This window comes from Vibrio jasicida 090810c (assembly GCF_002887615.1).
GTDB classification, from domain to species: Bacteria; Pseudomonadota; Gammaproteobacteria; order Enterobacterales; family Vibrionaceae; genus Vibrio; species Vibrio jasicida.
In genome coordinates this window covers 1,849,196-1,873,605 of the sequence record NZ_CP025792.1, presented here as the reverse complement: position 1 = coordinate 1,873,605, position 24,410 = coordinate 1,849,196, and the positions used below count along the sequence as shown (strand labels likewise).

Genomic DNA, 24,410 nt, shown 5'->3' with positions numbered 1-24,410 from the left:
TACTTCCCGATTTTTTTATGGCTAGACTTTGTGCGATTTAAGCGGTTTCAATCGCCAATTCAATACGCTCCATTGAGCTTAGCAAGTGCTTATCAAGTAAGTCCATAGCTTCTTCGCTGTTCTTCGCCAGTACCAACTTCATGATCATCTCATGCTCATCAATGTTGAACAGTACATCCTTTTCTGAGCTTAATGTTTGCATTGCGAAGTAACGGTAACGCTTGATCTGATTGATCAGGTCACTGAAGAAGTCAAACATGTTCTTAGAGTCTGCTCCTTCCAATAGAGAAATATGGAATTGATGGTGGCGTTCTTCCCACTCTTTCCAGCAGAAAGTTTCATCGAAGTTCAGGCGAGACAATTTGTGGTATGAGGTCAATACATCCAGTTCCCAGCTCTCATCACCCGCTAAAATCGCCTTCTTAAGCAGAACAGAAGAAACAACACGAAGGCTTTCGTAAAGGTCATTCAGCTCCTTTTTACAGACTGGGGCAACCCAACAGCCTTTTTGCGGTTCAAGCTTTACATACTTGCTCCAAGACAGTTGTACAAGTGCTTCGCGAATAGGTGATGCACCTACGTTGTACTTCACTTTCAGATCAGCAACTACAAGCTTTTGACTTGGTTTGAGTTCACCAGTCAGGATGTCCTGACAGATCATTTTTGCAACTTTATCGGTAAGGGTAGGACTGGACACAAGCAACCTCATGAAATTTTTATTATCGTAACGACAACTAAACAGTACGTAGTTCGGTTGTGATTGATAATACAGCGTACTGATTATGAGGGCAAGATTAAATATATAAAAAAAGAGGGCCGAAGCCCTCTTTTTTATTTAACTGATGATTGAATTCTTCAGTCTTATAGAACGTGTACAGAAGCTGTGTTCGTTGTGCCTGAAGCTACTAGAGCACCAGAAACCATAACAACGATGTCGCCTTTGCTGCCGAATTCAGCTTCAAGAGCGTATTCTTTACCCATTTTGTAGAAAGCATCTGTGCTGTCGATAGACTCAACAAGAACTGGACGAACACCTTTAGTAAGAACAAGCTGAGCAGCTGTCTTTTGGTTAGTTGTCAGTGCAATGATGTTTGCAGTTGGGAAGTATTTACGTACTGAACGTGCAGATTTACCGCCTTCAGTTGCAACGATGATTAGAGGAGCTGCTAGTTTTTCTGCTGTGTCTACTGCGCCTTTACATACTGCTTCAGTAATGCGAAGACGTGGGCTGTCTAGACGAGAACCTAGTTCAGCTTTAAGAGCAGAATCAGTACGGTTCGCGATTTGAGCCATGATAGTAACAGCTTCAACTGGGTACTTACCTTTAGCAGTTTCACCAGAAAGCATTACTGCGTCAGTACCGTCCATGATTGCGTTCGCAACGTCACCCGCTTCTGCACGAGTTGGACGTGGGTTGTTGATCATAGAATCAAGCATTTGAGTTGCAGTGATAACCATCTTACGTGCACGGTTACACTTCTCGATCATCATTTTCTGAGCGAAGATTACTTCTTCAGCTGGGATTTCAACACCTAGGTCACCACGAGCAACCATGATACCGTCAGAAAGCTCTAGGATTTCGTCGAAGTTATCTACACCTTCTTGGTTCTCGATCTTAGAGATGATGTGGATATCGTTGCCGCCGTTTGCGTCTAGGATCTCACGGATTTCTTTAACGTCAGATGCTTTACGGATGAAAGAAGCAGCTACGAAATCAACGCCTTGCTCACAACCAAATTTAAGGTCAGCTTTGTCTTTCTCAGAAAGAGCTGGAAGTTGAACAGAAACGCCAGGAAGGTTAACACCTTTGTTTTCGCCTAGTGCGCCGTTGTTAAGAACTTTACACTTAACTTCTGTTTCAGTCGTAGAGATAACTTCCATTTCAATTAGGCCGTCATCTACTAGGATTGTGTTACCAGCGTTTAGGTCTGCTGCGAAACCAGCGTAAGTTACCGCTACAGTCTCTTTGTTACCAACAACTGAAGTATCAGTTGTGAAAGTGAATTCTTGACCAGCTACTAGATCTACGTCGTTACCGCCTTCTAGCTTGATAGTGCGGATCTCTGGGCCTTTAGTATCAAGAAGGATAGCAAGTTGCTTACCTACTTTGTCCATTACTTCGCGGAAGTTCGCAATACGAGTGCCGTGCTCTGCGAAATCACCGTGAGAGAAGTTAAGACGCATAACGTTCATGCCTGCGTTTACTAGTTCAGTTAGCTTCTCTACAGATTCAGTTTTAGGGCCAATCGTACATACGATTTTGGTCTTTTTCATGGAAGATACTCTCCGGTAAGTATAGTTACAATTTGAAAGTCGGTTATTTAGTCTGAAGTTAGGCGCTTTTGATGGCATTTAGTGCCTGCCATTCACCGATTTTCCGCCTCATTATTAGAACTTCAGATTCTGAAAGTCTTTCACCAAGTTTAGTCATTTTATGACTAAAAGATCGGCGATTTTGGTTACCTTTTTGTGACTAATCCCACTTTATATGCAGAAAGTTGCAAAAAAATAACCGTCAATTCTGTAATTTTTTTTCTTTTCGGTGGCGAATTCTACCACCGAATGAATCCAATATCACTGTTTAAGAATTGTCTTAGGACAAGGTTTTAACGAGAAATATTAATTTTTTGGATCGAAATAAATGGACTTAAAAGTTTCGATTTGACTATAATAAGTTTCAAGTCGAAACTTAAAATCAAAACTTAAATGTCGAAACGAAACACTCAATTAAGAAGACACGCCATTTCTAACCTAGTAAATGAGCTTGGGGAAGTCAGCGTTGATGAGCTGGCACAAAAATTTGAAACCTCAGAGGTCACGATTAGAAAGGACTTAGCTTCTTTAGAGAAAAACGGACAACTTTTGCGCCGTTACGGTGGCGCCATTGCGATTCCAACGGAAGTTATCCATGAAGAAATGAGTCCAAATGTTTCGAGTCGAAAGTTAAGTCTGGCAAAAGCAGCGGCATCACTGATCCGAGAACATAACCGAATTGTGATCGACAGTGGCAGTACAACGGCTGCGCTGATTCAGCAATTAAATGATAAACGAGGCTTGGTTGTTATGACCAACTCGTTGCATGTCGCCAATGCACTTAACGAATTAGAGAGCGAACCAACCTTGTTAATGACAGGCGGAACTTGGGATACGCACTCAGAATCCTTCCAAGGCAAAGTAGCCGAATCTGTATTACGTGCTTACGACTTCGACCAGTTATTTATTGGTGCTGATGGTATCGATTTAGAGCGCGGAACTACCACGTTTAATGAGTTAATTGGCTTAAGTAAAGTCATGGCAGAAGTGTCTCGTGAAGTCATTGTCATGATTGAGTCTGAGAAAGTGGGACGTAAGATCCCGAACTTAGAACTCGCTTGGGACCAAATTAATGTGTTGGTTACCGATGCAGAGTTACAACCAGAACACAAAGTACAGATTGAACAACATGGCGTTAAGGTTATTTGCGCCTAATCTTATAATGTAATCAGTTTCATATTTCACTTCCCTCTGGATAAAGGCCTTTGCTTGCTGCCTCTATTTGAAATCATGGCCAGGGAAGAACAAAACTACAAACGGAGATAAACACATGTGTGGAATCGTAGGTGCAGTAGCACAACGAGATGTTGCAGAAATTTTAGTTGAAGGCCTACGCCGCTTGGAATACCGCGGTTACGACTCTGCGGGCGTTGCGATTGTTGATGGTGAGACAAATTTAACGCGTATTCGTCGTCTAGGTAAGGTACAAGAGTTGGCCGACGCAGTAGACGAAGCGAAAGTGATCGGTGGTACTGGTATTGCGCACACTCGTTGGGCAACACACGGTGAACCTTCAGAAGTGAACGCACACCCACACATGTCTGGTGACATCGCAGTGGTACACAATGGCATCATCGAAAACCATGAAGAGCTACGTGAACTGCTTCAATCTCGTGGTTACGTATTTGAATCTCAAACGGATACTGAAGTTATCGCTCACATGGTTGAGTGGGAGCTTCGCACTTCAGAAACGCTACTAGAAGCGGTACAGAAGACAGCAAAACAATTGGATGGCGCATACGGCACGGTAGCGTTGGATCGTAAAGACCCTTCACGCATCGTAGTGGCACGTTCAGGCAGTCCAATCGTCATTGGTTTTGGTGTGGGTGAAAACTTCCTTGCTTCTGACCAACTTGCGCTCCTTAACGTAACACGCCGTTTCATGTACCTAGAAGAAGGTGACGTAGCTGAGATCACTCGTCGTGACGTGACTGTATTTGATGCAACAGGTGAGCGTGTAGAACGCGAAATCACAGAATCAAACGCGGAACACGATGCGGGTGATAAAGGTCAATACCGTCACTTCATGCAGAAAGAAATTTACGAGCAACCAACTGCGCTGATCAACACAATGGAAGGTCGTATCACGGCTGATTCTGTTGTTACTGAGGCAATTGGTGTAAACGCGGCAGAAATCCTAAGCAAAGTGGAACACGTACAAATCGTGGCATGTGGTACGTCTTACAACGCAGGTATGACCGCGCGTTACTGGTTCGAAGACATTGCAGGTGTAAGCTGTGACGTAGAAATCGCTTCTGAATTCCGTTACCGCAAGTTTGTAACGCGTCCAAACAGCCTATTGATCACGCTTTCTCAATCTGGTGAAACCGCTGATACGCTAGCAGCTCTTCGCCTAGCAAAAGAGAAAGGTTACATGGCGGCAATGACCATCTGTAACGTAGCGGGTTCTTCTTTGGTTCGTGAATCTGACTTTGCATTTATGACCCGTGCAGGCGTGGAAATTGGTGTGGCATCAACTAAAGCGTTTACAACTCAGCTTTCAGCGCTACTGATGCTGGTAACTGCTCTTGGTAAGCAACAAAACCGCATCAGCAAAGAGAAAGAAAAGGAGATCGTAGAAGCACTTCATGCCCTTCCAAAGCAAATCAATGCAGCGCTGTCTTTCGAAAAAGAAATCGAAGCACTAGCACCTGATTTCGCAGATAAACACCACACACTGTTCCTAGGTCGTGGTGAGTTCTACCCAATCGCGATGGAAGCGTCTCTAAAACTGAAAGAGATCTCTTACATTCACGCAGAAGCGTACGCAGCAGGTGAACTGAAACACGGCCCTCTAGCGCTAATTGATGCTGACATGCCAGTTGTGGTTGTTGCACCAAGTAACGATCTTCTAGAGAAACTGAAATCAAACGTTGAAGAAGTGCGTGCTCGCGGTGGTTTGCTTTACGTATTTGCAGATGAAGACGCTGGCTTTGAAGGCGATGAGACGATGAAAATTATCAAGATGCCACACGTAAGCGAAATCACAGCAGCAATCTACTACACGATTCCAATGCAGTTGCTTTCTTACTACGTTGCACTGATCAAAGGCACGGACGTAGACCAACCTCGTAACTTAGCGAAGGCGGTAACGGTAGAGTAACTACTACAAGGTGTGATTAAGATTACACTTGCTTATGTTGTGCTATGTAAGTAGCCAGAACCTAAAGCGAAGTCACATGACTTCGCTTTTTTTATGTCTGTAGACACGGTTATGATGCGCAATACGTTGACATTCACTTGTTTACTTTCTGACACGTTGAGCGGTCTGCATCACTATCGTAATCCCACTGATGCGGTTTCAATTGAACTGAAAAGGTCATTATGAAAATCAAACTCTTGGCTTTATGTATCGCGTCCTCGCTTTACCATCAATCAGTGATGGCAGAGGAAGAAACACAAACAGAAGAGCGCAAAAGCCAAACCGTATTCATCGATGAAAGCGATGACTGGTTACAACTCAAATCTGGCGAAGTGATCAAAGGGGAACTGACTGGCACGATCAAGGAAGAAACCAATTCGTTCGATCAAGAGGTTGAATTCGATAGTGATGATCTTGGCGATCAAGAGATCGAACTGGAAGACATTGCGGTATTAGAGACGGCAAGTTTCTTTACCATCCGGACTTCTAGTGGCGACATCTACGATGGCTATTTGTCGATTCGTGAAGATGAATTATATTTGATTAATGATGGAGAAGAATTGTCGTTCCCTGTTTCCGACGTGGTTTCGATCTATCGAGGAGCTGAGAAAGATTCTGATCATTGGACTACCGAGATCTTTTTAGGGTTGGACATCAGCAAAGGCAACACGGATGAGTTCTCACTCCTTGGTGAAGTAGAAGCGGAAAGGAATACTGTCGGTTCGCGGACTAAACTGAAAGCCAAACACGAAAACTCCAAGACGAATGATGAGACCACAGCCAATAACAGTTCGTTTGATGGTTCCTACGACATTTACCTAAGCAACCGTCTATTTTTTAGGCCGCTTAAGCTCTCGCTGCTTAGTGATGAGTTCCAAAATATTGATTACCAAGTCAACGCCTCGATGCAGATGGGTTATTTCATCATTGCCAATTCGCAGACAGAATGGGATGTCTCTATCGGTCCGGGTTACCAGTACACCGACTTTAAAACGGTAGAAGAAGGGGAGTCAGGCGATGCGACCAGTAACACTTTAACCTTCGAATCCAATTTTGAGTATGAACTGACAGACGACATCGATTTCAATCATACCTACAACCTCAATTGGGCGAGCAATGATGCGGGTGGTGCTCGTCATACCAACGAGCTTGGTTTTGATATCGATCTGGTTGATGATCTTGAACTCAGCATTAAAGCCATTTGGGACCATATCTCCGATACCAAAGCCGATGCTGAAGGCGTAGTGCCAGAGAAAGACGACTATAAGTTCCATTTCGGTCTGACTTACGAGATCTGAGTAAGCTGATTATCAGTAATCAATCACTATTTTGGTTTATGACAAAAATGTCATCTTCACGATAGATTGATGTCAGGTGCGTTGTTGAATAATGAAGCCATTGAAAACAAACACACTCAAAGGTCATCAACATGAAAGCACTGAAAACCGCTCTCCTTGTAACAACAATGGCAATCACTAGCGCATCAGCATTTGCTCAACCGACTTTCACTGGTGGAAAATACATTAGCCGTGAAGAAATGAAGACCATTTCTGTTGATCCAACGGCAACCTCGGATGCGGCTTATCAACAAGCGTTAGCTGAACTAAACTCCTTAAAAGACATGTCGTCTCATGAGCTCAATAAAGAGTTGAACATCGTGACTTTCGATGTCGCAAGAAACAGCACGCACCTTCAAGACGGTGGTTTTGTTACGGTACAAGAGCGCATGAATGAGCAGGGACAATTGGAATATCAAGGTACTGTGAACGTAAAAGTGAACTACGCGCAGCGCGACAGTAATCGATAAAAATATGGAATGAAAAGAGTATGATGCAATTTGTGTCGTACTCTTTTTGTGATCGCGAATGCCGAGCGCACCCCGTTGAGATAGAGGGCTGAAATTGAAACTACTGATTGTCGAAGATGAAGTAAAAGCAGGGGAATACTTACAAAAAGGGCTGGTGGAATCGGGCTACGTTGTTGATTGGGTTCGCGACGGTGTCGATGGTTTGTATCACGCAACCAGTGAACCTTATGATCTTATTCTTCTCGACATCATGCTGCCCAAGCTCGATGGTTGGCAAGTGCTCAACACGCTGCGCAGTAGCGACATTCATACCCCAGTTATTATGCTTACTGCCAAAGAGCAGATAGAAGATCGCGTGCGTGGCTTTGAGTTAGGAGCAAACGACTACGTGGTAAAACCTTATGCGTTTGCTGAGCTGCTGGCACGTATTCAGAATGTCTTTCGTCATCATACTTCCTCTCGTGTACAGACCTCTTCTCAGACACTGCAAATTGCCGATTTAAAGCTCGATATGATGAAGCGAGTGGCAACGCGAGGCGGGCAAAGTATTACTTTAACGGCAAAGGAGTACGCGCTGCTTGAGCTTTTGATGCGTAAAGAAGGTCAGGTGTTATCACGAACCACCATTGCGTCATTGGTGTGGGACATGAACTTTGATAGTGATACAAACGTGATTGATGTCGCCATCAAACGACTGCGCAATAAAGTCGACAAGCCATTTGAAACGCCTCTGATTCATACCATCAGAGGGATGGGGTATAAGCTGGAAGCGCCAGATGTTTAAACGCCCTGCCAACCTGTCTATGCAAAACAAACTCGTGCTGATGTTTGTCGGCACGACGCTGGTGGTGTACCTCGCTTTAGCCTTTATTCTCTATTACACCATTGAGCGCCATTTCTTTACTCAAGACTATAACGAAATGGTCAGCAAATATAATGCGATAGAGAAGACCATGATGGTTTCTCCTGAGTCGGCTTATCTGCTTATCGACAACAGCTCTGCTTACATGTGGGCGTTTGAGGAGGGAGAGCAGACCTACAAAAACTCAACGCTTTCTATTCCTAACAAACTGTCTATCACCTTGAGTTCACCGCAGATTTTGAATCAAAACAATGCGATTGAATGGCATGAAGACTCTTTGGATATTCGAGCCTTCGCCTTTAAAGCTAAAGATGTCACTGTGGTGATAGGCACCAGCATTAACCACCATATACTGTTCCTCAATAAACTGGGGTGGATTCTATTCTGGTCGTTGGGCTTCGCGTTTTTAGCTTCTGCTCTGTATAGCCGAACCATTGTAAATCGAGGTTTGAGGCCGATTCTTACCTTAAACAAACACATCCAGCATATTACCCCTGAACAGTTAGATATTCGTATTGACCCTGAGGCGTTGCCGATCGAGTTAAGAGAGTTAGCGATAAAGCACAATGCGATGTTGGATCGATTACAAACCGGTTTTCATCGTTTGAGTGAGTTCTCCTCTGATATTGCTCATGAGCTTAAAACGCCGCTAACTAACATCACTACTCAAAACCAAGTCATACTGGGTGCTGCCCGCAGTTCTGAAGAGTATCAAGAAGCGATTGCTTCTACTTTGGAAGAGCTTGAACGGATAACTAAAACCATCAATGACTTACTGTATATCGCCAAAGCAGAAAACAAACTGATCCATCGACACAACGAGCACTTCGCGGCTCATGAACAAGTGGCTCATTTGATCGAGTATTTCGAAATACTGGCGGAAGATTCAGCGTTGGCCATTACCGCTTCAGGAGAGGCGATGTTGTATATGGACCGAAACATGTTTGAACGCGCTATCAGTAACTTATTATCCAACGCGATTCGTCATGCGTATGACGAGACGACGATTTCGGTTGATATTGAGCAGGTTGATGAACTTGTGAAGATAACCGTCAGCAACGTTGGTGAGGCAATTCCCAAGCAAAACCTACCGTATCTGTTTGACCGTTTTTATCGGGTCGACAAGTCTCGCCAACATTCAGGTAGCGTGGGAGCCGGGCTGGGTTTGTCGATCACTCAATCGATTGTTCACGCCTACGATGGAAGCCTCAGCGTCACTTCAGAAGATGGCCAAACCCAGTTTTGCTTGATACTGCCAGCAGCTAAAACTGACTCAGAAGGGGAGTCACTTCCTCAAGAGAGGCTTTAATGATGACTCTGTCTTTGAGCTCTGGCAGAGGTGGAAGTAAATCCGGAATCATTACAGCTTGGCATTCTGCAGCGAGTGCGGCTTTGATGCCGTTGTTCGAATCTTCCAATACTAAGCACTGCTTGGCGTCCACCCCCAAGTGGCGATAAGCCATTTGATAGCAATCAGGGTTTGGTTTACCGCGCTCCACATCTTCGGCGGTAATCACCAAATCGAACTGCGCAAGGTACTCGCTGCCCGCGAAATTGTGTTTTACCTCTGGAAGGTGAGAAGAGGTGACAATCGCGGTTAATAAGCCATGTTGTTTGATGGCAGAAAACAGTGCGTCGAATCCGGGTTTGAGCGCAATGCCTTGATTTCTTAGATTATGGAAGTGTTCATCTCGCACGGCTTTATAGCGCGGCATATCGATGGCGTCTTGAAAATGCTCAGAGAGTATTCTTTCACATTCAGGGTCTTGGACACCGATAAACTGTTGGTAGAAATCATCGGTGATGGTTAAGCCTTGCTTGGTAGCGGCGTATTGCCAACTTTGCTTGTAGATGGATTCGGTATCGAAAATCAGTCCATCCATATCAAAAAGTACAGCTTTTAACATTGGGTAGGGCTCCTACGTTTTTGGGTGTAGAGCGGCTGACATTGTTATCTTGTTATACCTAAGCAATCTCGAATCCTTTTGAAGGTAGCTTGGGTATAAAATGTACCCTTAGAATGGGCTCTCTTTGCCGAGTTCATTGCAGATCTCGACAATCGCAAGCGAGAGCCCTGACTTAATGATTTGTTGCTGACGTTGCAGTTGTAGCTGATAAAACTCAAGGTCGATGTCGTCATCTGGTTCGTTGACTTCCAGTTGCACCATGCCCATCTTCTTCACCAAATGCAGCTTTTTGATTGGATCTAGAATATTAGGGTCCGTGAACTCGTAGTCAGAAGCGTCGCTATTGAGATGGTTTTTGAGCTTAATGATGTCTTCGATGTCGTGGTAAATATCATCGGGAAGCACACCCAAGCCAAACAATAACTTCAAACGAACAGACAGATCGCCCAGCGGTCCCGAGTCTTGTAACAGCGGACCGACAACCGATTGAACAGCGAAGTTATCTTTACGAAAAATTCTTTGCACTAACCCGTCGATCGAATCGTTAAAAACGTCGACTGCTGCAATGAAAAAGCCTCGTACCGATGGTGCGCTGTTTAATCGCTCAATGATCTCGGTTTCGTTGATGTTATCTGCCATATACTGAATACATTTCTAATTATTAGCTATTCCAACTCTTCAATGGAGATGGATATAGAAGGGGAGCCAAGCTCCCCTAGGTAAATCAAAGTTGGTTGTAAAGTGTCTCGATTTGAGTCACTTCAGCACTGTTTTCTGCAAGACCTGTGTATGTCGCTAGCGTCTTCTTCACGCCCACTTCTTTTAATGAGTTTTGTAGCTCTACGGCTTGTGGGTCAGTGTCGTTAGTGTACTTCAACGCAGCGGCAATGCCTTTCAAAAGTGTTTTATTTTCAGTGCCATACTCAATTGTACCGAGTAAAGGCTTCACTAATCTATCGTTTGCACCTAATTTACGAATTGGTTGACGACCTACGCGATCAACCTCATCCACTAGGTATGGGTTGGCAAAGCGTCCTAGAATCTTCTCGATGTAAGCATTGTGCATGTCACGGTCGAAGCCGTAACGTTTGATCAGCACCTCACCACTCTCTTGCATCGCCTGTTTTACTTCAGCATGAATGCTTGGGTCTTCAATCGCTTCACGAATGGTGCGATGGCCTTTCAAGCAACCTAGGTAAGCGGTAATGCAGTGACCTGTATTGAGAGTGAACAGCTTGCGTTCTACGAATGCCATTAGGTTATTGGTTCTTTCCATGCCCGCGATGTCAGGGATTTCGCCCTTGAATTGCTGCTCATCCACAATCCATTCGCTAAAGCTTTCTACCGTCACTTCTAGTGGGTCATCGTTTGCCGCTTCTGCTGGTGGCACGATACGGTCTACTGCGGAATCGACAAAGCCAACCAACTCGTCTGCTTTTGCGTGCAATGATTCATCCAAGTGTTTGTACACTTCACCTTTTAGATGTGTGGTGCCACGAACCATGTTTTCACATGCGATGATGTTCAATGGTTTATCGTTACCTGCTGTAAAGCGTTTAGCAATGCCGGTAGCGATGGTTTTTGCAATGATGTCCAGTACGTTAGGGCCCACTGCTGTTGTTACCAAATCGGTTTTTACAATGCGGTCGATGACATCTTCACTGGCTGAGTTAACCGCGGTGACGTGAGTTACTGTGTCGATTTGGCACTCAGTACCGACCACTTTTACTTTGTATTCTTGCTTGTGACTCAGTTGGTCGACGAGTGGAGCGTCAACGTCTGCGAACGTCACCTCGACTTCTGCGTCTGCTAATAGTTTACCGATGAAGCCACGACCAATGTTACCTGCGCCAAAATGAACTGCGTTTTTCATAATTCTTACCTACCAATGTCTAAAATGTTGACTAAAACGAATCTAGGGTGAGGCCAACCGCATAGGGGGTGACAGCTGACCTCGGTTTGCTCAGGAGCAAATTAAAGGGAGTGATTAAGCCGCTTGCTGGCCGCCAAGGATGTTCAGAATCTCTTCCACATCGTTGGTGCTAGTTAGCTTCTCAATTGCTTCCGGCTCATCGAGCGCGTTCGTAATGGTGGTGATTACTTGGATGTGTTCATCGTTCTTAGCGGCAATACCGATAACCAGTTTCGCTACATCGTCGTCATCTTCAGTAAATTGGATACCCGATGGGTATTGGCAGATTACAATGCCGGTTTTCTTCACGCGGTCTTTCGCTTCAACGGTGCCGTGAGGTACTGCGATAGATTCGCCTAAGTAGGTTGAAACCAGTGCTTCACGTTCAAACATTGCGTCTACGTACTCTGGTTCTGCGTAGCCTAGTTCAACCAGCTTGTTACCTGCAAAGCGAATCGCTTCTTCTTTGTTGGTTGCTTTCAAACCTAGGTGAATGTTTTCGCGCTGAATTTGGAATACCGATGGTTGCTGTTGTTCAAAGCTGTCATCGTTCGCAGCCATGACCGATACTTTTACCATTTGTTCGTCGTTTGCTGCGGATTGTTTTTGAGCGGCTAGCAATTTAGTTACTAGCTGGTTGTACATTTCGCTGTCTAGGAAGTTCGTCAATGAAATGTGGTGTGCGTTTGGAGCATGCTTACGTGCACGATCCGTTAAGTCTTTATGAGTAATCACGATATCTGCACTCTCTGGTAAGCTATTGATAGCAAGGTTGGTTACGTGGACGTTCAGACCCGCGTCTTGAACTTTTTTGCGTAGCATGCTCGCGCCCATTGCACTCGAGCCCATGCCCGCATCACAAGCGACAATGATGCTTTGTACTGTCGCTAGGTCTACGTCACCTTTGCTTTGGCTGTTTACCACCGCATCGTTTTTAGATGCAGATTTCATGTCTTTCATTTGTGATGTCGCTTTTTCTAGGGCTGCTTCATCACCGTCTTCTTCTGTTGACGTTTGAGTCTTCATTAGCAGTGCCGCTACGGCGAATGACACGCCTGTTGCTGCTGCGATAGAAGCTAGTACACCAACGATTGAGCCTTTCTGAGTCATCAACAAGATTGCAAAGATTGAACCTGGTGATGCTGGAGAAACAATACCTGCGTTAAAGATAGTGAGAACGAATACGCCAGTCATACCACCTGCGATAGCCGCAAGGATTAGGCGAGGGTTCATTAGGATGTATGGGAAGTAAATCTCGTGGATACCGCCGAAGAAGTGGATGATTGATGCACCACCTGCCGTTTGACGAGCCGTACCTTTACCAAACACCATGTAAGCTAGCAGGATACCTAGACCAGGACCTGGGTTTGCTTCGATTAGGAAGAAGATCGATTGACCTGTCTCAGACGCTTGTTGGATACCTAGTGGAGAGAAGATACCGTGGTTGATCGCGTTGTTTAGGAACAGGATCTTCGCAGGTTCAACGAAGATTGAAGTCAGTGGTAGTAGGTGAGCAGAAACTAGGAAGTTAACGCCTGCCGCCAAGCCACCAGAAAGAATTTTTACGAATGGACCGATAAAGATGAAAGCAAGGATCGCACATAGCATGCCGATGATGCCCGCAGAGAAGTTGTTAACCAACATCTCGAAGCCACTTTTTACTTTACCATCGATGTAGTTATCGAATTTCTTGATAGCCCAGCCGCCCATTGGGCCGACCATCATTGCACCCATAAACATTGGGATGTCTGTGCCGACAATCACACCCATTGTTGTGATTGCACCGACTACCGCACCACGATCGCCACCAACTAATTTACCACCGGTGTAACCGATAAGTAGTGGCAGCAAGTAGGTAATCATTGGGCCAACCATAGAGGCTAACGTTTCGTTTGGTAGCCATCCAGTTGGGATAAATAGAGCAGTGATAAAGCCCCACGCGATAAACGCGCCGATGTTTGGCATTACCATGTTTGACAGAAAACGACCAAAATTTTGTATCTTGATCTTGGCATCTGGTGATATCATAACAATTCCCCGTTCGATGTTCTGATGAATCTTGTTGTAGTAAACGGTTCGCCAAAACCGTTTGTTTGATTGCTTAGTACCCAATCAATTTACCACACATTTTCCAATTGGAACTGACAACGGGTTTTTCGTGATCTACGCCCGCATTTCTTAGGCTGAGAAACGGTTTTTAAGTGACCAAGTTCAACTTATTAACTTGTAACTTAATAACAAAAAGCCACTTTCAAATCTGTCAATAAAAATCTTAGTGATCAATTCGATCTTCTGACAAATTTAAAATCAAAATACTTTGTGACTTTGATCACTTTTGATTTCTTTTGGAATTCAAATTAAATACCAGTAACGATCAATATCACATTTTGTGTTGATTTGTTCTAGGTATGAAATGTGATCTGAGTCACTTTTGGTATTTTGTGAAAGTTTGCGACGGGATTGGTGTGATCAATGTCATTGCGACTCTTCGATAGAATGTATTTATAAGAGTCTTTTCGGCATACTTCACGAAGTGTTCTTATCTAATTGATAGAAAAGTAAAAAAAAGAGTCGCTACACTGCTTTTTATTGACTCACAACTCTCTTCTTACTCACTGCTCTTACTTATGGTTGCTATTAGCATGGTAGGTGAGGTACTCATGAGTTTGCTCGCGTCCCATATACCTTGCCAACGTCTTTTCTTGAACATCGCGCAAATCTACCGTAATCAAACCATCTAGCGCATTATTGAACGCAGGGTCGACATTGAAGCACACCAGTTTGCCATTGAGGCTTAAGTACTGACGCAGTAACACGGGGACACCTTTTCCTTCATCGATTCTGGCAATAACGCGTGATAATAGCTGTAAGTCCCCCAGAGCGGTAAGCATGCTGGTGTTCCAGTCACGGTGGTGCTCAGGAAGTGGGTTAGAAGGTGTGACGTACTCTGCGCAATTGTTGTCGTAGTGGTGCAGTGTCATTGATTGAGCCAGCAATTGGCGTGCAGTATCGCTATAGTCGTTGCTAATGCTTACCGGACCAAATAGGTGAGTGTAATCAGGGTTTTGATGCACGAAGGTTGCGATGCCTTTCCAGAGCAGCAGTAGTGCGCTCATGCTCTTTTGATATTGCTGCGCAATCACTGAGCGCCCCATCTCGATGGATTTACCCATTTGGTCGATAAAGCGTTGGTCATAGTTAAACAACGTTCGTGAATACAGGCCTGCTACGCCGTGCTTTTCAATCAGTTGATCAACTAGACCTAAACGATACGCGCCCACCAAGCATTGGTTTTCTCTGTCCCACACAAACAGATGCAGGTAATCATGATCGAAATGGTCAATGTCTATTGCTAGTCCCGTCCCTTCACCAACCTGTCGAAAATTGAGCTCACGTAGGCGACCAATTTCATGCAGTAGGGAAGGGATATTCTGCGACTCCGTGCAGTAGACATCGAACTCACCACTTGTTAGCAGCTTGGACTCTTTTGGTAAGCTGTTCAGCTCTTCAAGCAATTCGCCTATGGGTAACCCTGCCGCTATTGGAGAGAGCTGTTCTGATGAAGACGAGGGCTTTACTGATAGGGTTTCACGATTGAGCAAGTAAGTGTTGAGTCATAAATAACTCACGACTTGATCATCGCTAAGTGTGTTGAGTTCTTTGAATTTGATTGCTTGGCCAAAGGATAAGTCGATGGTTTGCGCATGTTTGTTTAGCAGCTCTCTACCAAGCATTAGGGTGCGCAAAAGAGGATGGATTTTTTCCCGCCATATAGAAATGTTTCGAGTTCTGACCGCTGATGAATACTGGAACTGTCGTTGCTTTGTTTTTACGGATCAGGCTGCTTACGCTTCGGCTCCACGCTTTGTCTTCCAAGCGTTGTTGTTTGGCATCGACTAACTGGGACACTTCTCCGGCAGGAAAGACAAGCAATAAGCCGCCACTGGCGAGGTGTTTATTGGCAGCTCTCAGGGCTTTCATATTCGATTTAACGGCGTCTTTGCCTTCAAACACATCAACACCAATAAAGAGCTGATCTAACTCCGGCACGGTTTTAAGGTATTGATTGGCTAGGATTTGGATATCTGCTCTGACCATCAAGAGCAGTTCAGCCAAGATCACGCCTTCCACACAACCAAGCGGGTGGTTCGCCACAATGACGGTAGCTCCTTGTTTAGGAACTGAATCGAGTGAACCATGAGCAATGCGATAGTCGATACCTAAGATATCCAGCGTGAAGCGAAGAAAAGTTTTGGTATCGGCATTAACAGGCCGTTGAGCGTAGAACTTATCCAGCTGGTTTAAACCGGTTGCCCATTCAGCAACGTTTTCACCAATACCAAAAGGCGTTTTACGGGGGAGACGAAAAGGGGTTGAACTATCCATATTTACCTCAGCGTATAAGTTGCTGATTGGATAGTAGAAATTACAGATGACAGTTCAGAGGCAAAAACATGAGCCTTTGGTGACAAAGTGGTGACGCTTTGTTGACCAAAGGCGAAGCATAATGAAGGTGGTATTGGGAAATTTAAGCTTTATCACCAGCAAACATGAGGATACTAAGAGAGTTGAGTGTTTCACCCAGGCTTTCTAGCGAGCTCAGCACCTGCTTAGTGGGTTCGTTTTCTAGCAGTATGCGTCCATCAAAACCTTTGCCCGTGCACGATTCTTCTGAACAAGCCTGTGCATTTTCTTCAATCGTGTTTTCATTAGTAACCTGCTCTTCAGCTAATGATTCTTCAGCTGCAAACTCGTTGGCACTGACACAAAAGCTGGAGATCAGCAGTCCACAGAGCAATATTAATTTTGTTTTCAACATACTGATAAACTCAAAAATAAAACACTGTTCGATTTTATGTTATCGAGCTCATCATTTCGAGCGATATGACACAAATTTAGCTTTCGGTCGCTATTTTATTGCCATAACTAGACTATCTTATCGACATAACAAATTGATTGATTGAGCGAAATTAGGAGTATGAATGGAGCGAATTACCAATAAGTCGTCAGTATGGCTGGGGTTAAGCCTGATCATTGGTCTTGGTGTCCTGGGCTTTTTTATCCAACAGACGGCGATTAAGTACAAAGCTTACGAACGTGTGGTTACCGTGAAAGGGCTATCTGAACGTGAGTACCCCGCGGATACGGTGATTTGGCCGATTCAGTTTACCGTAGCGAGTAATGACATGCCGACGATGTTTGATGAGATTGATCAACAGACGAAGCTAGTACTCGATTTTCTCGCAGCAAAGGGACTGGATGAATCCAACTTCTCGTTATCCTCTCCAGCCGTAACAGACCGCAAAGCACAGCAATATGGCAACGAACAGGACATTGAGTATCGTTACTTAGCCAATCGAACGGTGACGGTCTACAGCCAGAACATTGATGTCGTTAGAGCGGCTATCAATGAAATCGGTGAGCTAGGCAAACAGGGTGTGTTGCTTAACCAAGATCCTTATGCAAATCGCATTGAATACAGTTTTACTAAGCTTAATGACATCAAGCCAGACATGATTGAAGAAGCGACTAAGAACGCTCGTGAAGTGGCAGAGAAGTTCGCGAAAGATTCACAAAGCTCGCTTGGTAAAATCAAGCGTGCAACGCAAGGTCAGTTTTCCATTTACGATCGTGATAGCAACACGCCTTATATTAAAAAAGTACGCGTTGTTTCAACCGTTCAATATTACTTGTCCGATTAACTCTACGTCTTACTATCCACTGAATAAAAAAGTAAAAGCCAGTCATTTGATTGGCTTTTTTAATGCTCAATCAATTGCATTCTAGTTGCCGCTATTTTTCTTATTTGTGCAAGTGATCTTTTATAAAACTAAGTTCTTATTTGTTCGGCCGTGAAGTTGATAAAAGTCAATTCAGATAGGGGTTTAGAGGCGTAATTTTGACCGCACTTATTCGCTAGAAGGAATTGCTAGAATGGCTTACAAACATTACCTCAGAGAATTGCTTGGTTTAGCAATTGTGGTTTCTGTGGTGTTCGGTGCATTGAGTGTGTTGTTGGATTTATGTGCCTTGGTGGCGTTTTGTGAACATCAAGAAGATACGGCTCAATTGTTTTTCCATGAATCGTTTTATTTTGTCGCGTTCTTGATCCCCCCTTATTTTCTGTGGAGAGCGATCAATCGCCCAGACTTAGTCTCTGCAACACAAGAGTATCAAGCCTCAAGGTGCGAGCTAGAACGTTCGTAAAACTAATAAGCTTAGTGGCTTAAATGAAGCGCGTTTCCAAAAACAAAAAAAGCTCGTAGATTTCTCTACGAGCTTTTCGAAATTTGGTGGCCCCTCCCAGACTTGAACTGGGGACCAATCGATTATGAGTCGACTGCTCTAACCACTGAGCTAAGGGGCCTTAATAGGTCAACGATTATAGGGGAAGCGTTGCAAGGTGTCTAGCCACTAGGTAGGGCAATTGCGCTTAGTTTTTATTCACTTAGCTTCACCGATAATAAAAAAGGTGACACTCGGTCACCTTTTTTGCATTTAATCGCTTCGATTACTCGTCTAGGAAGCTGCGCAGAGTTTCTGAGCGGCTTGGGTGACGCAGTTTACGTAGTGCTTTCGCTTCGATCTGACGGATACGTTCACGAGTAACGTCGAACTGCTTACCAACCTCTTCTAGAGTGTGGTCAGTGTTCATGTCGATACCAAAGCGCATACGAAGAACTTTTGCTTCACGTGGCGTTAGGCCTGCAAGTACGTCTTTTGTTGCCATTTTCAGGCTTGTCGCAGTTGCTGAATCTAACGGCAGTTCTAGCGTTGTATCTTCGATGAAATCACCTAGATGCGAATCTTCGTCGTCACCGATTGGTGTCTCCATAGAGATTGGCTCTTTAGCGATTTTCAGTACTTTACGAATCTTGTCTTCTGGCATTTGCATGCGCTCTGCCAGTTCTTCCGGTAGCGGTTCACGACCCATCTCTTGCAGCATTTGGCGAGAGATACGGTTTAGCTTGTTGATCGTTTCGATCATGTGTACCGGAATACGAATCGTACGTGCTTGGTCCGCGATTGAACGAGTGATTGCCTGACGGATCCACCACGTTGCGTAAGTCGAGAACTTGTAACCACGACGGTATTCAAACTTATCTACCGCTTTCATCAGACCGATGTTACCTTCTTGGATTAGATCCAAGAACTGTAGACCACGGTTGGTGTATTTCTTCGCGATAGAAATTACCAGACGTAAGTTCGCTTCAACCATCTCTTTCTTCGCACGGCGAGCTTTTGCTTCACCGATAGACATACGACGGCTGATGTCTTTAATGTTTTGAACGTTTAGAGAAGTCTCTTCTTCAATCATTTTTAGCTTCATGATTGAACGACGGATTTCTTCTTCGCTACGTTTGATTTTTTCAGCGTAAGGCTTATCAGATGAAAGAATCTCATCTAGCCAAGCTTCGCTTGATTCATTGCCTGTAAATAGCGCGATGAACGATTTCTTCGGCATTTTGCCGTATTCAACCGCTGACTTCATGATCAAACGTTCTTGAGTACGAACGCGATCCATCGCAGTACGAAGCTCGTTCACGAGGTGATCGAACTGTTTTGGTGTTAGACGGAATTCTCTGAATACGTCTAGCATCAATTCGTTTGCAACGGTTGCTTTCGGGCTTTCGTAGCCGTGTTCGTTGATCGCAAGCTGAAGGTTTTGGTACGTGCTGCGTAGCTGGTTGAATTTCTCAAGCGCTAGCTCTGGGTCAATACCTACATCTTCTTCAGAATCATCTGAATCGTCATCACTTTCTTCATCTTCTTCTGCGTCTTCTTCGTCTTCTTCTTCTAGTTGAGATTCAGACAATTCAGAACCGATGTGCGTTGCTGTTGGAGCAGCAGTGTCATCTGCGTCAGGGTCAACAAATCCAGAGATAAGGTCAGTTAGACGAAGTTCTTCTGCTTGAACTTTGTCAAACTGCTCAAGAATGTATGGGATAGTGCCAGGGTATTCAGCAACAGACGATTGAACTTGGTTAATACCTTCTTCAATACGTTTTGCGATGTCGATTTCGCCTTCGCGAGTCAGTAGCTCTACAGTACCCATTTCACGCATGTACATGCGCACTGGGTCTGTTGTACGACCAATTTCACTTTCTACGCTAGAAAGTGCAGCGGCTGCGGCTTCGGCAGCATCTTCATCGGTAATGTTTGTGTCATCGTTCAGTGCTAGATCATCGGCATCAGGAGCAGTTTCAACTACTTTGATACCCATATCGTTGATCATCTGAATGATGTCTTCTACCTGTTCTGAATCTACGATTTCAGCAGGTAGGTGGTCATTTACTTCGGCGTAGGTCAGATAGCCTTGTTCCTTGCCTTTAATAACAAGTAACTTTAGCTGTGACTGCGGATTTTGATCCATAGACGGTATCCAACTTCGTAATCTGGTGAAGGAATCAGTATGCGAAATGCAAACCACTTACTATAGCAAATTTAATTGTTGCTGACTAATTAATCAGGGTTACGCTTTTAAATCTAGCATTAAAGCTAGCAGCTCCCTTTTCTCTTCGGCTGATAAACCGACACTTCTTGCTTTGGCCTGCAGGTTTTCAATTTGCTTTTCTACGCACTGGGCAATTATTTTGTCCAGTGAGTCTAAAAATATTTCTTCAAGGTTGTCTTCTACGAGCGGAATATCCCAGCTCGCCAGACGAGACAGAAGGGTCTCATTTTGGCTATTTCGCCAATGCTCTAATAATTGGCCTGTGTTGATATGGGGATGTACCTGACATTTATCAAGTACATCAACAAATAAACTTAGGCCTGGTATGGATAAATCTCTCACTGAGGAAAGATCCGGTACCATTTGAGCATAGCTCGGATTTTGAATAAGTAGAGCGATAACCTCGCGCATCGGAGTTCGTTTGATCTCTTTGTGCGGCTGAGGTCGAGTTTCATTGCTCTTCTTACGTGGTTGACGTAAGCGGTTATCAAAACCAGTGCGTTCATCAAGCAGCTTTTCGAGTAATTCCTGAAAGTAGGGATCAGGTATCTTGTCGATAAGTGCACTTGCGTAGGCACGCAGCGCCGACTTACCTTCATTATTGCCCAAGTTGATTTGGTGCAATTCAATCAGGTTATCAAACAGATAGCTCGAAAGCGGTGTCGCTTGTTCGATTTGTTGTTCGAAGGCTTGTTTGCCGTATTTACGAACGTAGCTGTCCGGGTCTTCGCCATCAGGTAAGAACAAGAACTTCAATGTGTTACCTGTTTTCAGGTATTGAAGTGCGTTTTCCAGCGCGCGCCAAGCGGCCTCTTTACCTGCGCGGTCGCCATCGTAACAACACACAACGGTGTTGGTCTGACGGAACAGCATTTGAATGTGGTCGCCAGTCGTTGACGTGCCCAATGAAGCGACAGAGTAATCTACGCCATATTGCGCTAACGCGACAACATCCATATACCCTTCAACCACCAAAATTCGTGGTGGTTCACGATATGCCTGTAAGACTTCATAAAGGCCGTATAGCTCTTTACCTTTATGGAAGATTGGCGTTTCCGGTGAGTTGAGGTATTTCGGGGTGCCGTCGCCCAATACACGACCACCAAAACCAATCACTCGGCCTCGTCGATCTCGAATTGGGAACATAATACGGCCACGGAAGCGGTCGTAACGGTTACCTTTTTCGTTTTCAATCAACATGCCGCCTGTAACTAGCATGTCTTGGTTATCTTTGTTCTGGCCGAAGTTCTTACGGACTAAGTCCCATTCATCGGCCACATAGCCGATGCCAAACTTCTGGACGATTTCGCCAGATAATCCACGATCTTTTAGGTATTCAATGGCAACTTTGCTTGCTGGTAGCTTGAGTTGATTACGATAAAACTGAGAAATACTGCCCATTAAATCGTAAAGGCTACGTTTTTCGCTGCTGCTGGCTTGTGGTCCTGATTGAAACTGACCGCCACCACCGCTGCGTTGTTCGCGAGGAACATCTAACCCGAGGTAAGACGCCAGTTCTTCAATAGCTTCGACAAACTCTAAGCGCTCGAACTCCATAATGAAGTCGATGGCATTGCCATGCACGCCACAACCAAAACAGTGATAGAACTGCTTTTCTTGGCTGACACTGAATGAAGGGGTCTTTTCGTTATGGAAAGGGCAGCAAGCGCCGTAATTTTTACCTTTTTTCTTAAGTTTCACGCGCGCGTCAATGATGTCGACAATATCAAGTCGAGCTAGGAGGTCATCAATAAAACTGCGTGGGATGTGTCCAGCCATAAAACCTAACAAAAAAGAAAAATCATGATTGGTGTGAATGAGTTATGGAGAAAAGCATGCATACGACCGTGCGTTATTCCATTCATTCAGATACAAACAAGCCGTGCGTTCCAAAGGATAGCACGGCTTGCTGCAATTGGGTGGGGTGTTAAGCCAATTTAGCGCGAACTAAACCGCTCACTTTACCCATATCTGCACGCCCTTGAATTTGCGGCTTCAGAACGCCCATTACTTTGCCCATGTCTTGCATGCCAGCTGCACCAGATTCAGTAATCGCGTTCTCGATAAGAGCTGCTACTTCTTCATCTGTCAGTGGTTGAGGCATAAAATCCTCAAGAACCGTAATTTCTGCTCGTTCAGCATCAGCAAGATCTTGACGATTTGCTGCTTCAAACTGCGTGACAGAGTCGCGACGTTGTTTAACCATTTTGGTCAACACAGCAAGAATGTCGTCGTCGTTCAGAGTGATCTGCTCGTCAACTTCACGTTGCTTGATTGCTGCTAAGGCTAAACGAATAGTACCAAGGCGCAATTTGTCCTTGGCTTTCATCGCTAATTTTTGCTCTTCTTTGAGTTGTTCAATCAGAGCCATAACTAAATTCCTTTCCGGATCTCAGTTATTAGTACAGGCGAACGCGACGAGCGTTTTCGCGAGCTAGCTTCTTAGCGTGACGCTTTTGAGCTGCTGCTTTAGCGCGTTTGCGAACTGTAGTTGGTTTTTCGTAGTGCTCACGACGACGCACTTCAGAAAGGATACCTGCTTTTTCGCAAGAGCGCTTGAAACGACGTAGAGCAACGTCGAACGGTTCGTTTTCACGTACTTTAACTACTGGCATATGCCTTTCACCTCAGGGGTTATTCGTTAACGCTGGATTTCAGTAAACCAAATCACAATTATTTGGTCTATTACCAGCTTGATCAAAAATGGTGCGGAATTTTAATCCGATCACATAAGCTTTGTAAAGCCTTTTATCGCTTATTGTCTGTACAAAATTTGTTTGAAGCACCAAGGCAAGGTAATATGACGCCCAAATTTCCTCTATACAGAAAGCCCACTGAGAAAACCATGCGCATTATCGGTATTGAAACCTCATGTGACGAGACTGGCATCGCGATTTATGACGATGAAAAAGGTCTGTTATCACACCAGCTTTACAGCCAAGTAAAACTTCACGCGGATTACGGTGGCGTGGTGCCTGAGTTGGCTTCACGTGACCATGTTAAGAAAACTATTCCTCTTATTAAAGAGGCGCTAAAGGAAGCAAACCTGACACCTAAAGACATTGATGGCGTTGCGTACACCGCTGGGCCAGGTCTTGTTGGTGCCTTGCTCGTTGGTGCAACGATTGGTCGTAGTATTGCTTACGCTTGGGGTGTTCCTGCGGTGCCTGTTCACCATATGGAAGGTCACCTACTGGCACCTATGCTAGAAGACAATCCACCACCATTTCCGTTTGTTGCGGTATTGGTATCGGGCGGTCACTCAATGATGGTGGAAGTGAAAGGCATCGGCGAGTACAAAATCCTAGGCGAGTCGATTGATGATGCAGCGGGTGAAGCGTTTGATAAAACCGCGAAGTTAATGGGCTTGGATTACCCTGGTGGTCCACTACTGTCTAAACTGGCAGAGAAAGGCACTCCGGGTCGCTTTAAATTCCCACGCCCAATGACCAACGTGCCAGGTTTGGACATGAGCTTTTCTGGTCTCAAGACTTTTACTGCTAATACCATTGCGGCAAACGGTGATGACGAGCAAACACGTGCAGATATCGCTTTAGCATTTGAAGAAGCTGTGTGTGCGACACTGGTAATCAAATGTAAGCGTGCTCTAGAACAAACTGGCATGAAGCGTATTGTGATTGCGGGTGGTGTAAGTGCTAACCGTCGTCTGCGTGCTGAACTTGAGAAGCTGGCGAAGAAAGTCGGTGGTGAAGTTTACTACCCACGTACGGAATTCTGTACCGACAACGGTGCGATGATCGCCTACGCTGGTATGCAGCGCCTGAAGAATGGCGAAGTGTCGGACATGGCTGTGGAAGCGCGCCCACGTTGGCCAATCGACCAACTGACGCCAATCGCGTAAGCAAACTTCTACTGAAGGTTTGAAATAGATTCACCACAATAAAGGTCTCTGCTCATAAGAGGCCTTTATTTTTACCTATTGGATTGAAAGGCTTTACGTAATTAATGTTAAAGCCTGACTGATGCGAGCAGTTCCATATCGTTTCAGTGA

General features: G+C 44.7%; 20 protein-coding genes, 1 tRNA gene and 1 pseudogene. 9 read left to right on the top strand and 13 right to left on the bottom strand.

Features of this window, described 5'->3' with window-relative positions:
• Positions 1-37 precede the first annotated feature (37 nt).
• Both C1S73_RS08755 and pykF read right to left on the bottom strand, forming a co-directional pair.
• On the bottom strand, positions 38-709 hold the full coding sequence (locus tag C1S73_RS08755; protein ID WP_081094899.1) for a GntR family transcriptional regulator: 672 nt from the start codon (positions 707-709) through the stop codon (positions 38-40).
• 152 nt (positions 710-861) lie between these two features.
• Positions 862-2,274 carry a pyruvate kinase PykF gene (gene pykF, locus C1S73_RS08750; RefSeq protein WP_038866152.1) on the bottom strand — a complete coding sequence of 471 codons (1,413 nt, stop codon included), beginning with the start codon at positions 2,272-2,274 and terminating at the stop codon, positions 862-864.
• A 432-nt stretch (positions 2,275-2,706) separates the two neighbouring features.
• On the opposite strand from pykF, the gene C1S73_RS08745 reads away from it, so the two are divergent.
• The 6 genes from C1S73_RS08745 (at position 2,707) to C1S73_RS08720 (ending at position 9,433) form a co-directional block, all read left to right on the top strand.
• The gene (locus C1S73_RS08745; protein ID WP_038866154.1) at positions 2,707-3,468 is read left to right on the top strand and encodes a DeoR/GlpR family DNA-binding transcription regulator; all 762 of its coding nucleotides are present in this window, start codon (positions 2,707-2,709) and stop codon (positions 3,466-3,468) included.
• A gap of 115 nt (positions 3,469-3,583) precedes the next feature.
• Positions 3,584-5,416: a glutamine--fructose-6-phosphate transaminase (isomerizing) gene (gene glmS / locus C1S73_RS08740; RefSeq protein ID WP_038866157.1), complete on the top strand. Its 1,833-nt coding sequence runs from the start codon at positions 3,584-3,586 to the stop codon at positions 5,414-5,416.
• A 221-nt stretch (positions 5,417-5,637) separates the two neighbouring features.
• Positions 5,638-6,753, top strand: coding sequence for a DUF481 domain-containing protein (locus tag C1S73_RS08735; RefSeq protein ID WP_038866159.1), 1,116 nt, complete (start codon positions 5,638-5,640; stop codon positions 6,751-6,753).
• 131 nt (positions 6,754-6,884) lie between these two features.
• The gene (locus C1S73_RS08730; RefSeq protein ID WP_038866161.1) at positions 6,885-7,262 is read left to right on the top strand and encodes a DUF3316 domain-containing protein; all 378 of its coding nucleotides are present in this window, start codon (positions 6,885-6,887) and stop codon (positions 7,260-7,262) included.
• Between the two features lie 94 nt (positions 7,263-7,356).
• Positions 7,357-8,046 carry a heavy metal response regulator transcription factor gene (locus C1S73_RS08725; RefSeq protein WP_038866163.1) on the top strand — a complete coding sequence of 230 codons (690 nt, stop codon included), beginning with the start codon at positions 7,357-7,359 and terminating at the stop codon, positions 8,044-8,046.
• On the top strand, positions 8,039-9,433 hold the full coding sequence (locus C1S73_RS08720) for a heavy metal sensor histidine kinase (protein ID WP_038866165.1): 1,395 nt from the start codon (positions 8,039-8,041) through the stop codon (positions 9,431-9,433). Before C1S73_RS08725 ends, C1S73_RS08720 begins: the two co-directional genes overlap by 8 nt.
• Here the strand turns inward: C1S73_RS08720 and C1S73_RS08715 are convergent.
• The 6 genes and pseudogenes from C1S73_RS08715 to C1S73_RS08690 form a co-directional block, all read right to left on the bottom strand.
• A complete protein-coding gene (locus C1S73_RS08715) occupies positions 9,387-10,031 on the bottom strand; it encodes an HAD family hydrolase (protein ID WP_038866167.1) in 645 nt (214 codons plus the stop codon). The genes C1S73_RS08720 and C1S73_RS08715 overlap by 47 nt on opposite strands.
• A 108-nt stretch (positions 10,032-10,139) precedes the next feature.
• Positions 10,140-10,670: an MltR family transcriptional regulator gene (locus C1S73_RS08710; protein WP_005437418.1), complete on the bottom strand. Its 531-nt coding sequence runs from the start codon at positions 10,668-10,670 to the stop codon at positions 10,140-10,142.
• An 85-nt stretch (positions 10,671-10,755) separates the two neighbouring features.
• Entirely contained in the window at positions 10,756-11,904 is a 1,149-nt protein-coding gene (locus tag C1S73_RS08705) for a mannitol-1-phosphate 5-dehydrogenase (RefSeq protein ID WP_038866168.1), read from the bottom strand.
• 114 nt (positions 11,905-12,018) lie between these two features.
• The gene (locus C1S73_RS08700; RefSeq protein ID WP_038866170.1) at positions 12,019-13,971 is read right to left on the bottom strand and encodes a PTS mannitol transporter subunit IICBA; all 1,953 of its coding nucleotides are present in this window, start codon (positions 13,969-13,971) and stop codon (positions 12,019-12,021) included.
• Between the two features lie 593 nt (positions 13,972-14,564).
• Positions 14,565-16,329 (bottom strand): annotated as a pseudogene (locus C1S73_RS08695) (lysophospholipid acyltransferase family protein).
• A 142-nt stretch (positions 16,330-16,471) separates the two neighbouring features.
• Positions 16,472-16,762 carry a hypothetical protein gene (locus tag C1S73_RS08690; protein WP_038866171.1) on the bottom strand — a complete coding sequence of 97 codons (291 nt, stop codon included), beginning with the start codon at positions 16,760-16,762 and terminating at the stop codon, positions 16,472-16,474.
• Between the two features lie 163 nt (positions 16,763-16,925).
• On the opposite strand from C1S73_RS08690, the gene C1S73_RS08685 reads away from it, so the two are divergent.
• Positions 16,926-17,645, top strand: a complete 720-nt coding sequence (locus C1S73_RS08685; RefSeq protein WP_038866172.1) for an SIMPL domain-containing protein — start codon at positions 16,926-16,928, stop codon at positions 17,643-17,645.
• 232 nt (positions 17,646-17,877) lie between these two features.
• Positions 17,878-18,150 (top strand): hypothetical protein, encoded by a 273-nt coding sequence (locus C1S73_RS08680; protein WP_038866173.1) that lies wholly within the window; start codon positions 17,878-17,880, stop codon positions 18,148-18,150.
• Positions 18,151-18,234: 84 nt separating this feature from the next.
• Here C1S73_RS08680 and C1S73_RS08675 read toward each other — a convergent pair.
• The 5 genes from C1S73_RS08675 to rpsU form a co-directional block, all read right to left on the bottom strand.
• A tRNA-Ile gene (locus C1S73_RS08675) sits at positions 18,235-18,310 on the bottom strand.
• A 144-nt stretch (positions 18,311-18,454) separates the two neighbouring features.
• Entirely contained in the window at positions 18,455-20,317 is a 1,863-nt protein-coding gene (rpoD, locus tag C1S73_RS08670) for an RNA polymerase sigma factor RpoD (RefSeq protein ID WP_038866174.1), read from the bottom strand.
• Positions 20,318-20,416: 99 nt separating this feature from the next.
• Entirely contained in the window at positions 20,417-22,177 is a 1,761-nt protein-coding gene (gene dnaG / locus C1S73_RS08665) for a DNA primase (RefSeq protein WP_038866175.1), read from the bottom strand.
• 148 nt (positions 22,178-22,325) lie between these two features.
• Positions 22,326-22,769 (bottom strand): GatB/YqeY domain-containing protein, encoded by a 444-nt coding sequence (locus tag C1S73_RS08660; protein WP_038866176.1) that lies wholly within the window; start codon positions 22,767-22,769, stop codon positions 22,326-22,328.
• A gap of 28 nt (positions 22,770-22,797) precedes the next feature.
• The gene (rpsU, locus tag C1S73_RS08655) at positions 22,798-23,013 is read right to left on the bottom strand and encodes a 30S ribosomal protein S21 (protein WP_001145625.1); all 216 of its coding nucleotides are present in this window, start codon (positions 23,011-23,013) and stop codon (positions 22,798-22,800) included.
• 230 nt (positions 23,014-23,243) lie between these two features.
• Between rpsU and tsaD the strand changes: the two genes are divergently transcribed.
• A complete protein-coding gene (tsaD, locus tag C1S73_RS08650) occupies positions 23,244-24,260 on the top strand; it encodes a tRNA (adenosine(37)-N6)-threonylcarbamoyltransferase complex transferase subunit TsaD (RefSeq protein ID WP_038866177.1) in 1,017 nt (338 codons plus the stop codon).
• The last annotated feature ends 150 nt before the right edge of the window (positions 24,261-24,410 follow it).